Annotated in this window: 10 protein-coding genes; all 10 read left to right on the forward strand. The window is 75.0% G+C overall.

Going from position 1 to position 14429, the window contains the following annotated elements; all coding sequences use genetic code 11:
- The first annotated feature begins 30 nt into the window (after positions 1 to 30).
- The 10 genes from ACWCOM_RS14370 to ftsZ all read left to right on the forward strand — a co-directional run bounded on the left by ACWCOM_RS14370 (position 31) and on the right by ftsZ (position 14400).
- Positions 31 to 2031, forward strand: coding sequence for a peptidoglycan D,D-transpeptidase FtsI family protein (locus tag ACWCOM_RS14370; RefSeq protein ID WP_454549428.1), 2001 nt, complete (start codon positions 31 to 33; stop codon positions 2029 to 2031).
- Positions 2032 to 2126: 95 nt separating this feature from the next.
- Complete coding sequence (locus tag ACWCOM_RS14375; protein ID WP_454549429.1) at positions 2127 to 3770, forward strand: UDP-N-acetylmuramoyl-L-alanyl-D-glutamate--2,6-diaminopimelate ligase; 1644 nt, start codon at positions 2127 to 2129, stop codon at positions 3768 to 3770.
- A complete protein-coding gene (locus ACWCOM_RS14380) occupies positions 3767 to 5371 on the forward strand; it encodes a UDP-N-acetylmuramoyl-tripeptide--D-alanyl-D-alanine ligase (protein WP_454549430.1) in 1605 nt (534 codons plus the stop codon). The genes ACWCOM_RS14375 and ACWCOM_RS14380 overlap by 4 nt, the downstream gene beginning before the upstream one ends.
- Complete coding sequence (gene mraY, locus ACWCOM_RS14385; RefSeq protein ID WP_454549431.1) at positions 5368 to 6483, forward strand: phospho-N-acetylmuramoyl-pentapeptide-transferase; 1116 nt, start codon at positions 5368 to 5370, stop codon at positions 6481 to 6483. The genes ACWCOM_RS14380 and mraY overlap by 4 nt, the downstream gene beginning before the upstream one ends.
- The gene (gene murD / locus ACWCOM_RS14390) at positions 6480 to 8003 is read left to right on the forward strand and encodes a UDP-N-acetylmuramoyl-L-alanine--D-glutamate ligase (RefSeq protein ID WP_454549432.1); all 1524 of its coding nucleotides are present in this window, start codon (positions 6480 to 6482) and stop codon (positions 8001 to 8003) included. Before mraY ends, murD begins: the two co-directional genes overlap by 4 nt.
- The gene (ftsW, locus tag ACWCOM_RS14395) at positions 8000 to 9235 is read left to right on the forward strand and encodes a putative lipid II flippase FtsW (protein ID WP_454549433.1); all 1236 of its coding nucleotides are present in this window, start codon (positions 8000 to 8002) and stop codon (positions 9233 to 9235) included. Before murD ends, ftsW begins: the two co-directional genes overlap by 4 nt.
- Positions 9232 to 10359 (forward strand): undecaprenyldiphospho-muramoylpentapeptide beta-N-acetylglucosaminyltransferase, encoded by a 1128-nt coding sequence (gene murG, locus ACWCOM_RS14400; protein ID WP_454549434.1) that lies wholly within the window; start codon positions 9232 to 9234, stop codon positions 10357 to 10359. The genes ftsW and murG overlap by 4 nt, the downstream gene beginning before the upstream one ends.
- On the forward strand, positions 10349 to 11752 hold the full coding sequence (gene murC / locus ACWCOM_RS14405; RefSeq protein WP_454549435.1) for a UDP-N-acetylmuramate--L-alanine ligase: 1404 nt from the start codon (positions 10349 to 10351) through the stop codon (positions 11750 to 11752). Before murG ends, murC begins: the two co-directional genes overlap by 11 nt.
- On the forward strand, positions 11752 to 12903 hold the full coding sequence (locus ACWCOM_RS14410) for a cell division protein FtsQ/DivIB (RefSeq protein WP_454549436.1): 1152 nt from the start codon (positions 11752 to 11754) through the stop codon (positions 12901 to 12903). The genes murC and ACWCOM_RS14410 overlap by 1 nt, the downstream gene beginning before the upstream one ends.
- 249 nt (positions 12904 to 13152) lie before the next feature.
- A complete protein-coding gene (ftsZ, locus tag ACWCOM_RS14415; protein WP_454549437.1) occupies positions 13153 to 14400 on the forward strand; it encodes a cell division protein FtsZ in 1248 nt (415 codons plus the stop codon).
- The last annotated feature ends 29 nt before the right edge of the window (positions 14401 to 14429 follow it).

A 14429-nucleotide genomic window follows, 5' to 3' on the forward strand; every position in this document is an offset into this window, starting at 1 on the left:
CCCAGCCGAGACCAGGAACGAGGCATTCACGTGGCACGCGCACGCTCGACACCCACCGACGGCGCACCCCGCATCGGCCGCAGCCACGTGGGCGTGCTCCTCGTGCTCGCCCTGCTCGTCGTGCTGGGGCTGCGCCTCGTGTGGGTGCAGGGCTTCGACGTGTCCGGCCGGGCCGAGGCCGCCGCCACCGACCGCTCCCGCACCGAGGTGGTCCCGGCCCGGCGCGGGGAGATCCGCGACACCAACGGCAACGTGCTCGCCCGGACGCTGCAGCGCTACGACGTGACGGTGGACCAGACGAAGGTCCGGGAGTTCGAGCGGCTGAAGGCGGAGGGGACCACCGAGACCGTCACGCCCACGCAGGCGGTGTACCAGCTCGCCGACGCCCTCGAGCTCGAGGACGCGGAGGTCAAGGACGCCCTCGACGGGGACAAGCCCTTCGAGTACGTGGCCCGCGGGGTCACCCCCGAGCAGTGGAACACCGTGCGGGAGCTCGACCTGCCCTACGTCTACGGCCAGCCGTCCTCGGACCGCATCTACCCGAACGGGCCCGTGGCCGGCAGCGTGGTCGGCTTCATGGGCGGCGACGACGAGGCCCTGGGCGGGATCGAGCAGACCCAGGACGAGCTGCTGCGCGGCACGGACGGCAGCCGGACCTTCGAGATCAGCGCGGACGGGGTGCGGATCCCGGTGGCCCCCACCGAGGAGAGCCCCGTGGTGGACGGGTCCTCGGTGCAGCTGTCCATCGACAGCGACGTCCAGTTCATCGCCCAGCAGGCGGTCACCGAGCGCGCCCAGGAGCTCGACGCCGAGTGGGGCACCGCCGTGGTGATGCGCATCGAGGACGGCGCGGTGCTGGCGCTGGCGGACTCCTCCACCGTGGACCCCAACGACATCGGCTCGGCCGACGCCGCGGACCTCGGGGCGCGGGCCGTGACCCAGGCCGTGGAGCCGGGCTCCACGCAGAAGATCCTCACCGCCGCGGCCGCCGTGGAGGAGGGGCTGGCCACCCCCTGGACGGAGCTCACGGTGCCGCCGTTCCTGGAGATCGACGGGGAGAAGATCACCGACTCCTTCGACCACGGCGAGCAGGACCGCACGTTCGCCGGGATCATCGCGGACTCCATGAACACGGGCACCGTGATGGTCGGCAGCCAGCTCTCCCGCGAGCAGCGCCACGACTGGATGCAGCGCTTCGGGGTGGGCGAGACCACGGGGATCGAGCTGCCGGGGGAGTCGCCGGGCATCCTGGCCGCGGCCGACCAGTGGGACAAGCGCCAGCAGTACACCGTGCTCTTCGGCCAGGGCGTGTCCCAGACGCCCCTGCGCACCGCCACCGTCTTCCAGGCGATCGCCAACGGCGGGGTCCAGGTGGAGCCGCGCGTCCTCGAGGCCGTCATCGACCCCGACGGCACCCGCACCCCGGTCGAGCGCCCGGAGGGCGAGCGGATCATCTCCGCGGAGACGGCCGAGCAGGTCCTGGACATGATGGAGGTCACCGTCACGGAGGGCGGGGCCAAGGAGGCCGCCGTGGAGGGCTACCGCGTGGGCGGGAAGACGGGCACCGCCGAGGCCCCCGGCGCGCAGGGCGGCTACGACGGCTACACCACCTCCTTCGTGGGCGTGGCGCCCATCGAGGACCCCCAGTACCTCGTGGCCGTGACCCTCCAGCGCCCGCAGGGCGACGTCCGCAGCATCGGCACGACCGGCACGTTCAGCACGATCATGGGTCAGGTCCTGCGCCACTACGACGTCCCGCCCTCGACCGACGACCCGGTGGAGATCCCCCTGCGCACGGACGAGCCGGAGAAGACCGCCCCGGAGGACGCCGCCCCGGACGTCGTCGGGACGGACGACGCCGCAGCGGGTGACCGGGAGGACACCACCGACCCCGCGGACGACGCCGGGGCGGACACCACCGAGGACGCCTCGGAGGGCACCGCCGGGCAGGATCCGGGCGCCACCGGGACCACCGCGGACCCGGGCGCCGCCGGGACGGACCCGTCCCGGCGGGCCGACGAGGGCGACTAGACTTCCGTATCGCTGTGCCCGGAGACCCCCTGGGCGCCTTCCCCCCAGCACCCGGCGGAGCACCCACCCGCCCCCCAAGACCACGAAGGACGTTGATGGACGCGACAGCCCAGCAGGGACACGACGCGCAGACGATGCGCCCCGCCAGGCCCCGCCCGCTGAGCCTCGAGGAGGCGGCGCGGCTGGCCGGCGGGGAGGCCCCGTCCCGCTCCGTGGACGTCACCGGCATCTCCCTCGACTCCCGGCAGCTGCGCCCGGGGGACCTCTACGCGGCCCTGCCGGGGGCCCGGGCGCACGGGGCGCAGTTCGCGGCCCAGGCCGAGCGGGCGGGCGCGGCCGCGGTGCTCACCGACGCGGAGGGCGCCGGCCTGCTCGAGCGCGCCGGCGTGGACCTGCCCGTCGTCGTGGCACCGGACCCCCGGCGGGCGGTCGGGACGATCGCGGCCCGCGTCTACGGCTCCCGGCCGGAGGACGGCACCGCCCCGGTGCTCCTCGCGGTGACCGGCACCAACGGCAAGACCACCACGACCTACTTCACCAACTCGCTGCTGCGGGCGCTCGGCCGCACCACCGGGCTGATCGGCACCATCGAGATCCTCGCCGGGGAGCAGGCCATCCCCTCCCGGCTGACCACCCCCGAGGCCTCCCACGTGCACGCCCTGCTCGCCCTGATGCGCGAGCGCGGCATCACCGCGGCGTCCATGGAGGTCTCCTCCCACGCCCTGGAGTTCCACCGCGTGGACGGGGTCCGCTTCGACGTCGCCGGGTTCACCAACCTCACCCAGGACCACCTGGACCTGCACGGGTCCATGGAGGAGTACTTCTCCGTGAAGGCCCGCCTGTTCACCCCCGGGCGCACCGGCCGCGCCGTGGTGGTGCTCCAGGACGAGGACGACGTCTGGGGCGCCCGCATGGCCGCCCACGCCCGGGCGCAGCTCGGCGCGGACCGGGTGGACACGATCGCCCTGCGCGGCGACGTGGCCGAGGACCGGGACGCCGGGCCGGAGCGCCACGGCGCCGACTGGACCCTCACGGCCCTGTCCCGCCGCGGCATCGGCCACTCCTTCACCCTGGTGCACCGCGACGGCCGCTCGCTGCGCGTCGCCACCGGACTGCCGGGGGACTTCAATGTCGCCAACGCCGCGCTCGCCGTGGTGATGGTGCTGGCCTCCGGCGTGGACGCCGGGCAGCTGCAGCGCGTGCTCGACGAGGAGGACCCGCTGACCACCGACGTCCCGGGGCGGATGCAGCTGATCGGCACCGCGCCGACCGCCGTCGTCGACTTCGCGCACAACCCGGACGCCCTGCGCCGGGCGCTCGCCGCCGTGGAGCCCGCCGACGGGCAGGGCCGGGTGATCGTGGTCTTCGGCGCCACCGGCGAGCGGGACCGGACCAAGCGGCCCGTCATGGGCGCGATCGCCGCCCGGCACGCCGACGTGGTGATCGTCACCGACGACGACCCCCACGACGAGGAGCCGGCCGGGATCCGCGAGGAGGTCGCCGCCGGAGCGCGGGCGGCCGACGGCGCGCGCGCCCAGGAGGTGCTCGTGCTCGCCCCCCGGGCCGTGGCCATCCGGGCCGCGGTGGCGATGGCCGGACCGGGCGACTCCGTGCTCGTGGCCGGCCGCGGGCACGAGACGGTCCAGGAGATCCGGGGCGTGGACCACCCGCTGGACGACAGGGAAGAGCTGCGGGCCGCACTGGCCGACGCGCAGCAGGGCCGTAGGGAGGACCGATGATCGCACTGACCGCAGCACAGATCGCGCAGCTCACCGGCGGGCGCGCCGTCGGCGACGCCGCCGCGCGGGAGGTCGTCGTCGGGCACGTCACGACCGACTCCCGCGAGGCACGCCCCGGGACGCTGTTCGTGGCGAAGCCGGGGGAGGTCACCGACGGCCACGAGTTCGTGGGCGCGGCCTTCGCCGCCGGGGCGGTGCTGGCCCTGGTGGAGCGCGAGGTGACCGACGCCGCCGGCGCGGTGTACCCGGGCGTCCTGGTCCCCGACGTGGTGGAGGCGATGGGCCGGCTGGCCGCCTGGGTCGTGGCCCAGCTGCGCGCCGACCACGAGGTCACGGTCGTCGCGGTGACCGGCTCCGTGGGCAAGACGACCACCAAGGACCTGCTGCGGGGCATCCTCTCCGCCGAGGGCCCCACGGTCGCCCCCCGCGGCTCGTACAACGGTGAGGTCGGGGTGCCCCTGACGGTCTTCGAGTGCACTCCCGAGACGCGCTACCTCGTGGTCGAGATGGGCGCCACCCGGATCGGCAACATCGACTACCTGTGCCGCATGGTCCGCCCCGACGTCGGCGTGGTGCTGTGCGTGGGCTCCGCGCACGCCGGGGAGTTCGGCGGCGTCGCCAACATCGCCCGGGCCAAGGGCGAGATGGTGGAGGCCCTGCGCGCCGACGGGGTGGCCGTCCTCAACGACGACGACACCCTGGTGCGACAGATGCACCGGCGCACCGCCGCCCCCGTGCTGTTCTTCGGGGAGTCCCCGGCCAACGCCCTGCCGGACGTCCCGGCCGCCCGGGTGCACGCCTCCGAGGTGCGCCTCGGACCCGGGGGCAGCCCCGAGTTCGTGCTGCACTTCCCCGACGGCTCCGCGCACCGGGTCGTCTCCCGGCTCATCGGGGAGCACCACGTGAGCAACCTGCTCGCGGCCGCCTCCGCGGCGTTCGTGGCCGGGGTGGCCCCGGAGCGGATCGCCGCCTCGCTCAACGCCCAGGGCCCCGCGAGCCGGTGGCGGATGGAGCGCACCGAGCGGGCCGACGGGGTGACCGTGGTCAACGACGCCTACAACGCCAACCCGCAGTCCATGCGCGCGGCGCTGCAGAGCCTCGCCCAGCTGGGCCGCGGGACCGACGGCTCCGCCCCCCGCCGCACGTGGGCGGTGCTGGGCGGGATGCTCGAGCTCGGCGACAGCACCGTCGAGGAGCACGACGCCCTGGGCCGCATGGTCGTGCGGCTGAACATCTCCAAGCTGATCGCGGTCGGCGAGCTCGCCCGCCCCGTCTACGACGCCGCCCAGCTGGAGGGCTCCTGGGGCAACGAGGCCACGTGGGTGGCCACGGCCGAGGAGGCCGAGGAGATCCTGGGGCGGGAGCTGGCCCCGGGCGACATCGTCCTGTTCAAGGCGTCCAACGCCTCCGGGCTGGGGGTGCTGGGCGACCGGGTCGCGGCCACCGCCTCCGCCGGCGCCGCCGGGCCCGCGCCCGGCAACGACGCCCCCGCCCGCGGCGACCACTGGCGCTCGGCGGGGCCCTTCGTCAACGCCTCCCTCGACGCGAGCGGACGGCCGGTCGCCCCGGGCGCCGCCGCCGAGGGGGACGAGCGGGCATGATCCAGATCCTCATGGCCGCCGGGCTCGCCCTCGTGCTGTCCCTGTTCGGGACCCCGGCCTTCATCAAGTTCCTGGCCCGCCGCGGCTACGGCCAGTTCATCCGCGACGACGGGCCCACCAGCCACCACACCAAGCGCGGGACGCCCACGATGGGCGGCGTCGCGATCCTCGGCTCCGTGGTGCTGGCCTACGGCCTCACCCACCTGGCCTCGGGGCTGCTGTGGCCCTCCTACGGCGGGATGACCCTCTCCGGGCTCTCCGCGCTGCTGCTCATGCTCGGCATGGGCCTGGTCGGGTTCATCGACGACTACAAGAAGATCGCCAAGAAGCAGAACCTGGGCCTGAGCCCGCTGGGCAAGATCGTGCTGCAGGGGCTGATCGGCACGGCGTTCGCGCTGCTCGTGCTGCTCGTGCCCGGCCCGGAGGGCACGACCGCCGCGTCCTCGGCGATCTCCGTCACCCGGGACACCGCCCTGGACCTCGCCTTCGCCGGCTCCGTGCTCGGGGCGCTGCTCTTCGTGGTCTGGGTCAACCTCATCGCCACGGCCACCACCAACGCCGTGAACCTCACCGACGGCCTCGACGGGCTCGCCACCGGGGCCTCCATCCTGGTGTTCAGCGGCTACATGCTGATCGCCATGTGGCAGAACACCCACCTGTGCGGGACGGTGGCCCAGGGCGTGTGCTACGAGGTGCGCGACGCCGCCGACCTCGCCCTGACGGCGTCCGCGCTGGTGGGCGCCCTCGTGGGCTTCCTGTGGTGGAACACCTCCCCGGCGAAGATCTTCATGGGCGACACCGGCTCCCTGGGCCTCGGCGGGGCGCTGGCCGCCTTCGCCGTGCTGACCCGCACCGAGCTGCTGCTCGTGCTGATCGCCGGGCTGTTCGTGGTGATCACGGTCTCCGTGATCCTGCAGGTCGGCTACTTCAAGCTCTCCGGCGGCAAGCGCATCTTCAAGATGGCGCCCCTGCAGCACCACTTCGAGCTCAAGGGCTGGAACGAGGTGACCATCGTGGTCCGCTTCTGGATCATCGCCGGGCTGTTCGTCGCGGCCGCGCTCGGCGTCTTCTACGGCGACTGGCTGCTCTCCCACGGAGGAATGATCCAATGATCCACGCGAGCAACGACAACCCCGTCCTGGACCGTCCCCGGCTGGCCGGGCTGACCAGCTGGGACGCCGACTGGGCCGGGCTGCGCGTGGTCGTGGCCGGGATCGGCGTGTCCGGCTTCGCCGCCGCGGACACCCTGATCGAGCTGGGCGCCCGCGTCGTCGTCGTCGACGGGGCGGACACCCCCGCGACCCGCGGCCGGGCCGACACCCTGCGGATCGTGGGCGCCGCCGGCGTCCTGCTGGGGGAGGAGCACGGGTCCTCCGTGCCCGACGTGGACGGCGAGCGCCCCGAGCTGGTGGTCACCTCTCCCGGGCTGCGCCCCGACTCCCCGCTGCTGGCCGCCGCGGCCGCCGAGGAGATCCAGATCTGGGGCGACGTCGAGCTCGCCTGGCGGGTCCGGGAGCGCGCCGGGCGCCGGACCGCCGAGTGGGTGTGCATCACGGGCACCAACGGCAAGACCACCACGGTGGGGATGACGGAGGCGATGCTGCGGGCCGCCGGGTTCACCGTGGCCGCGGTCGGCAACGTGGGCACCCCGGTCCTCGACGCGCTGCGCGAGCCGGTGGAGCACGACGTGCTCGTGGTGGAGCTCTCCAGCTTCCAGCTGCACTGGGCCCACTCGGTGTCCCCGCTGGCCTCGGTGGTGCTCAACGTCGCCGAGGACCACGTGGACTGGCACGGCGGCTACGCCGACTACGTCGCGGACAAGTCGCGGATCTACGAGCGCACCCGGGTGGCCTGCGTCTACAACGCGCAGCAGCCCGAGACCGTGCGGATGGTCGAGGAGGCCGACGTCGTGGAGGGCTGCCGCGCCGTGGGCTTCACCCTGGAGACCCCCGACGTGAGCATGCTCGGCGTGGTCGAGGACCTGCTGGTGGACCGGGCGTTCCTCGAGGACCGGCGCGGCTCCGCCCTCGAGCTCGCGACCGTGGCGGACACCGGGCCCCTCCCGACCCCGCACGGGGTCGCCAACGCCCTGGCCGCCGCGGCGCTGGCCCGCGCCGCCGGCGCGCCCCCGGAGGCCGTGCGGGACGGGCTGCGCGCCTGGGAGCCCGGCGACCACCGGATCCAGGCCGTGGCCACCACGCACGGGGTCGTGTGGGTCAACGACTCCAAGGCCACCAACCCGCACGCCGCGGACGCCGCCCTGTCCGCCTTCGGCTCGGTGGTGTGGATCGCCGGCGGGCTCTCCAAGGGCGTGTCCTACGACCGGCTCGTGGCCCGGCACGCGGACCGGCTGCGCACGGTGGTGCTCATCGGCACGGACAACGAGGGGCTGCTCTCGGCCCTCGCCGAGCACGCCCCCGCGGTGCCCGTCCTACCCGCCGGGGCGGACGGCGCCACGGACGGCGACGCCGTGATGGCCGCGGCGGTGCGCCTGGCCCACGGGGCGGCGCAGCGGGGGGACACCGTCCTGATGGCCCCGGCGTCCGCGTCGATGGACCAGTTCACCTCCTACGCCCACCGGGGCGACGCGTTCATCCGCGAGGTCGCCGAGCTCGTGGAGCGGCTGTCGTGACGCAGCTCCAGGACCGCCCCGGCGCCGCGCCGGGCGCGCCCGGGTCCCGGGGCGAGCTGCGGCGCTTCTGGCGGGCGCTCGTGGACGGCCCGCTCGTGCACTCCTACTACGCGCTGGCCGGGTCCGTGCTGCTGCTCACCGGCATCGGCATCATGATGGTGCTCTCCGCCTCCGCCGTGGAGTCCATCTCCGCCCAGGAGTCCGCCTACTCCTACTTCACGAAGCAGGCCACGTACGCGGGCCTGGGCATCGTGCTGATGTTCGGGCTCTCCTTCGTGCCCACGTCCTGGTACCGCCGCGGGGCCACGGGCCTGCTGGTGCTGGCCGTGCTGCTCCTGCTGCTCGTGTTCACCCCCCTGGGGCAGGAGATCAACGGCAACCGGAACTGGATCGTGGTCGGCGGGCAGTCCTTCCAGCCCTCCGAGGCCGCGAAGCTCGCCGTGTCCGTGTGGTTGGGGATGGTCCTGGCGCGGCAGGGCGACGCCGTGCGGGACTGGCGCCAGGCCCTGTGGCCCTCCGCGCTGGGCATCGGAGTCCCGGCCCTGATGGTCGTGCTCGGCGACGACGTCGGTACCGCACTGGTCTTCGCGCTCATCTACGCCGCCGCGCTGTTCTTCGCCGGGGCGCCGCTGCGGCTGTTCGCCGTCGCCGCCGCCGGGGCGGTCACGCTCGGGGCGGTCGCGGTCGCCGCGGCGCCCCACCGGGTGGACCGCATCACCGGCTGGCTGTTCGGCGAGTGCGGCGCCACCGACGCCTGCTACCAGGCCGACCAGGGGCTCAACGCCCTGGCCTCGGGCGGCTGGTGGGGCGTGGGCCTGGGCCAGTCGCGGCTCAAGTACAACTACGTGCCCGAGGCGCACAACGACTACATCTTCTCCATCATCGGCGAGGAGCTGGGGCTGCTGGGCACGGTGCTGATCCTCGCCCTGTTCGCGGTCATGACCCTGGCCATGGCCCGGATCATCCTGCGCGCGCGCAGCCGCTTCGTGCGGATCGCCACGGCGTGCGTGGTGACGTGGCTGGTGGGCCAGGCGTTCATCAACATCGGCATGGTCACCGGGGTGCTCCCGGTGATCGGCGTCCCCCTGCCGTTCATCAGCTACGGTGGGTCCTCGTTGCTGATGAGCCTGGCCGCCGTCGGCGTGGTGATGTCCTTCACCCGCCTGCCGCGCCGGATCCCGGTCCCCTCCCGCACCCCCCGCCCCCGCACCCCGAACGAGGATCGCGCATGACACCGTCCGAACCGACCCCCGAGGGCGCCGCCCCGTCGGTCCTGCTCGCCGGCGGCGGCACCGCCGGGCACGTGAGCCCCCTGCTGGCCGTGGCCGCCGCCCTGCGCGAGCAGGCGCCGGGCGCCCGCCTCACGGCGGTGGGCACCGCCTCCGGGATGGAGACCCGGCTCGTGCCCCAGGCCGGGCTGGCCCTCGAGCTCGTCGACCGGGTGCCGCTGCCCCGGCGGATCTCCGTGGACCTCGCCCGGCTGCCCGGGCGGCTGCTCGCCGCCGTGCGGCAGGCGGGCGAGATCCTGGACCGGGTGCGCCCCGACGTGGTGGTCGGCGTCGGCGGGTACGTCTGCACCCCCGTCTACCTCGCCGCCGCCCGGCGGGGGCTGCCCCTCGTGGTGCACGAGGCGAACGCCCGCCCCGGCCTCGCCAACCGGGTGGGCGCGCGCTGGGCCCGGACCGTGGCCACCGCGTTCCCCGGCACGCCCCTGCGCGGGGCCGTCACCGTGGGCATGCCCATGCGCCGGGAGATCGTCGGCCTGGACCGGGCGGGCCGGCGCGCCGAGGCCCGGCGGTCCTTCGGGCTCGACCCGGACGCGCCCACCGTCGTGGTCACCGGCGGCTCCTCCGGGGCCCTGAACATGAACCGGACCGTGGCCGCGGTGGCGGGGGAGGTCGCCGCCCACGGCCACCAGCTGCTCCACGTCACCGGTCGCGGCAAGCAGGTCACCCGTGACGACGGCACGCTGCTGGAGGCCCCCGGCTACGTGCAGGTCGAGTACGTCGACGGCATGGAGCGCGTCTACGCCGCCGCGGACCTCCTCGTGGCCCGCGCCGGGGCGGCGACCGTCTCCGAGGTCGCCGCCGTGGGGCTGCCGGCCGTGTTCGTGCCGCTGCCCGTGGGCAACGGCGAGCAGGCGCTCAACGCCGCCTCCCTCGTGGCCGCGGGCGCGGCGCAGCTGGTCGCCGACGACGCCTTCACCCCCGGCTGGTACCGCGAGCACGTCCACCCGCTCCTGGCCGAGCCGGACTGGCTCGCCGCCATGGCCGCCGCCAGCCGGGAGCACGGCGTGCGCGACGCCGACGCCGTCCTGGCGCAGCTGATCCTCGAGGAGGTCCCCCGTGGCCGCTGAGCACCAGCTCGACCCCGCCCGGCTGGGCCGGGTGCACTTCATCGGCATGGGCGGGGCCGGCATGTCCGCCGTCGCCAAGCTCATGCTCGCCCACGGCGTCCCGGTCAGCGGCTCCGACCGCCAGGACTCCCCGGCGTTGCGCCAGCTCGAGGACCTGGGCGCCACGGTGTACGTGGGCCAGCGGGCCGAGCAGGTCGCCGGGGCCGGGACCGTGGTCGTCTCCACCGCCATCCCGCCCGAGGACCCCGAGTACGCCGCGGCGCGGGCCGCCGGGCTACGCGTGCTGCACCGCTCCGACGCCCTGGCCGCCACGATGCACGGCCGCGACGTCGTGGCCGTGGCCGGCACCCACGGCAAGACCACCACGAGCGCGATGACCGCCGTGGCCCTGCAGGCCGCCGGCCGGCACCCCTCCTGGGCGATCGGCGCGCACGTGGCCGACCTCGGGGCCAACGCCGCCCTGGGGGACGGCCGGTGGTTCGTGGCGGAGGCCGACGAGTCCGACGGCTCCTTCCTCGCCTACGGCCCCCGGATCGCGGTGGTCACCAACATCGAGCCGGACCACCTGGACTTCTACCCGTCCCGCGAGGCCTTCTACCGGGCCTTCGACGACTTCGCCGCCACCCTGACCGAGGACGGGCTGCTCGTGGCCTGCCAGGACGACCCCGGCTCGCGGGCCCTGGCCGAGCGGCACCGGGCCGCGGGCGGGCGGGTGGTCAGCTACGGCACCGACGCGACCGCGGACGTCCGGGTGCTCCCGGAGGGCGGCGACGGGCTGCGCACCCGCAGCACCCTGGTGCTGGGGGAGGGCGCCGACCGCCGCGAGGAGCAGCTCGAGCTCGCGGTGCCCGGGCGGCACAACGTGCTCAACGCCACCGCCACGTTCTGCGTGGCCGTCGAGGCCGGCGTCCCGCCCGCGGACGCCGTGCGCGGACTGGCCGGCTTCCACGGCTCGGCCCGGCGGTTCGACCTGCGGGGCGAGGGGCGCGGCGTGCGGGTCTTCGACGACTACGCCCACCACCCCACCGAGGTCGTCGCGGCGCTCACCGCGGCCCGGGAGGTCGCCGGCGGGCACCGGGTGATCGCCGTCTTCCAGCCGCACCTGTTCTCCCGGACCCGGGAGTTCGCCGCGGAGTTCGCCGACGCCCTGGCCCTCGCGGACGAGAGCCTGGTCATCGACGTCTTCGCCGCGCGCGAGCAGCCGGTCCCCGGGCTGACCAGCGAGGTCATCACCGACCTCGCCCCCGCCCACGTCCGCTACGTCCCCGACGGCGCGCAGGCGGTCGTCGAGGCCGCCCGTGCCGCCCGCCCCGGCGACCTCGTGCTCACGGTCGGGGCGGGGGACGTCACCCGGCTCGGCCCCCTGCTCGTGGACCGGCTCGGGGAGGGCTGATGAGCCGGCACGGCCGACCGCACCAGCCCCGGTTCGGGGAGCGCCCCGGGGACGCCGGCACGGACGCCGCGGCCCCGGGGACTCCTCGGCCCCCGGAGACCCCGGCCGCCCCGGGGCCCCTCGACCCGGGGGACCCGGCCGGGGCCGGTCGCGACGACGCCGCCCGGGAGAGGACCGCCGCCGGGCCCTGGTCCGCGGCCCCCGCCGGGGGCACAGCGCGGAGCGGGCGGGTGCGCGTGAACGACGGGACCAAGGTCTCGCCCGTCTCCGACGAGGACGAGCTCGTGGAGGTCCCCGCCGCGGGCGGCCGGTTCAGCGCCTGGCGCCGGCACCGGCAGGAGCGCGCGCCGTCCCGTACGCTCAGCGCCTCCCGGGTCCCGGAGGAGCCCGCCCACCACGGCTCTACCGCGGTCGGAGCCGCCCCGGGCGGAGCGACCGTCGTCGCCTTCCCCGCGTCGGCCGGGGCGCGGCGGCGGCGCCGCCGGCTCGGTGCCGCCCTGGGGGCGCTGGTGGCCCTCGCCGTGCTCGCCGGCGTCCTGTTCCTCTCCCCGGCTCTCGCGGTCCGGGACATCTCCGTGCGCGGCGCCCAGCTGACCGACCCCGCCAGCGTCGAGGAGGCGCTGGAGGGCTACCGCGGGGTCCCGCTGACCCGGATCTCGAAGCAGGAGGTCCGCGAGCGGGTCGGGGCGATCCCGCAGGTCCGCTCGATCGAGGTCGTGCTCGAGCCCCCGCACCACCTGCTCGTGGAGCTGCACGAGCGGGTGCCGGTGGCTGCGGTCCAGGACGGTGACGAGTTCGCCGTCGTGGACTCCGAGGGCGTGCGGCTCACCAGGGCGGCCACCGCCCGGGAGGCGGCCGTGCCGGTGGTCACGGGAGGCCCCGACGTGCTGGAGGGCGAACGGTTCGACGCGATCGCCGACGTGCTGGCCGCCCTGCCCGAGTCCGTCCTGGCCCAGCTGCGCACGGCCTCCGCGGAGTCCCTGTCCTCCGTGGAGCTGACGTTCACCGACGGCCGCGCCGTCGTGTGGGGCACCGCCGAGGACAGCGAGCTGAAGGCGCAGGTCCTCCGCGAACTCGTCGAGGCGCGCGGGGCCGGCAGCGACGTGGAAACCTACGACGTCTCCAGCCCCACCCGCCCCGTGGTGCGCTGAGGCCCGCGCACGTCCGCTCAGTCTCCACCAGAGCTTGAGACCTGGTCCCCGCACCGGTGTGGCCTGCGGTTTTGGCGAAAAGTGTCGAAAGCGGTATGGCTTGTCGTGCAGGCGGTCCCCTCGGTTGTTAGTCTTGACCCGACATCGACCCGCCCGGAGCAGCAGCTGACGGCCTGACGTTCCACCTTCGATCGAAGGTTGAGCAACGGCTCGCGACCCCGGCCCCGAACCATCTCGAGTTAGGTACCCATGGACTCCTCCACCCCCCAGAACTACTTGGCCGTCATCAAGGTCGTCGGAATCGGCGGCGGCGGCGTCAACGCCGTCAACCGGATGATCGAGGAGGGGCTGCGCGGCGTCGAGTTCATCGCGATCAACACGGACGCGCAGGCCCTGCTGATGAGCGACGCCGACGTCAAGCTCGACGTCGGCCGGGAGCTCACCCGCGGCCTGGGCGCCGGCGCCAACCCGGATGTCGGGCGGCAGGCGGCGGAGGACCACCACGAGGAGATCGAGGAGGTCCTCAAGGGGGCCGACATGGTGTTCGTGACCGCCGGCGAGGGCGGCGGCACCGGCACCGGCGGCGCCCCCGTGGTCGCCCGGATCGCCCGGTCCCTGGGGGCCCTGACCATCGGCGTGGTCACCCGCCCGTTCACCTTCGAGGGCCGCCGCCGGTCCAACCAGGCGGAGAACGGCATCGAGACCCTGCGCGACGAGGTCGACACCCTCATCGTGATCCCGAACGACCGGCTGCTGTCGATCTCCGACCGCAACGTCTCCATGCTCGACGCGTTCAAGTCCGCGGACCAGGTGCTGCTCTCCGGCGTGCAGGGGATCACCGACCTGATCACCACCCCGGGCCTGATCAACCTCGACTTCGCCGACGTGAAGTCCGTGATGCAGGGCGCCGGGTCGGCGCTCATGGGCATCGGCGCGGCCCAGGGCGAGGACCGCGCGGTGAAGGCCGCGGAGCTCGCCATCGCGTCCCCGCTGCTGGAGGCCTCCATCGACGGCGCCCACGGCGTGCTCCTGTCCATCCAGGGCGGCTCCGACCTCGGCCTGTTCGAGATCAACGAGGCGGCCCGCCTGGTCCAGGAGGTGGCCCACCCCGAGGCGAACATCATCTTCGGCGCCGTCATCGACGACGCCCTCGGCGACCAGGCCCGGGTCACCGTCATCGCCGCCGGCTTCGACTCCGTGAGCCCGGAGACCAACGCGAACAACACCAACGCCGCCGCCCAGCAGGCCGCGAGCACCCGGGCCGCCTTCGGCTCCGGCGCCGGCCAGCCCGCCGGCCTGGGCCGCTCCCCGCAGCGCGGCGGCTCCGCCTCCTTCGGCCAGCCCGCCACCGCGCAGCGGTGGGCCCAGCCGGTGGCCAACGACGACGTGCCCGACGACGCCGGCTTCGACGTCGACCTGCCCGCCGAGGCCGAGGCCGGCCAGCCCGCCGGCTCCGCCCGCAAGGACTCCCTGGACTTCCCCGACTTCCTGAAGTGAGTCCGGGCCCGGGGGCGGGCGCCGGGCCC

This window comes from Kocuria sp. KH4 (genome assembly GCF_053711175.1).

Bases quoted from the DNA above. Each gene is read 5' to 3' on its own strand.
- ACWCOM_RS14380 (WP_454549430.1), top strand. From the start codon at position 3,767: ATGATCGCACTGACCGCAGCACAGATCGCGCAGCTCACCGGCGGGCGC.
- ACWCOM_RS14410 (WP_454549436.1), top strand. From the start codon at position 11,752: ATGAGCCGGCACGGCCGACCGCACCAGCCCCGGTTCGGGGAGCGCCCC.
- murD (WP_454549432.1), top strand. From the start codon at position 6,480: ATGATCCACGCGAGCAACGACAACCCCGTCCTGGACCGTCCCCGGCTG.
- ACWCOM_RS14375 (WP_454549429.1), top strand. From the start codon at position 2,127: ATGGACGCGACAGCCCAGCAGGGACACGACGCGCAGACGATGCGCCCC.
- murG (WP_454549434.1), top strand. From the start codon at position 9,232: ATGACACCGTCCGAACCGACCCCCGAGGGCGCCGCCCCGTCGGTCCTG.
- mraY (WP_454549431.1), top strand. From the start codon at position 5,368: ATGATCCAGATCCTCATGGCCGCCGGGCTCGCCCTCGTGCTGTCCCTG.
- ftsZ (WP_454549437.1), top strand. From the start codon at position 13,153: ATGGACTCCTCCACCCCCCAGAACTACTTGGCCGTCATCAAGGTCGTC.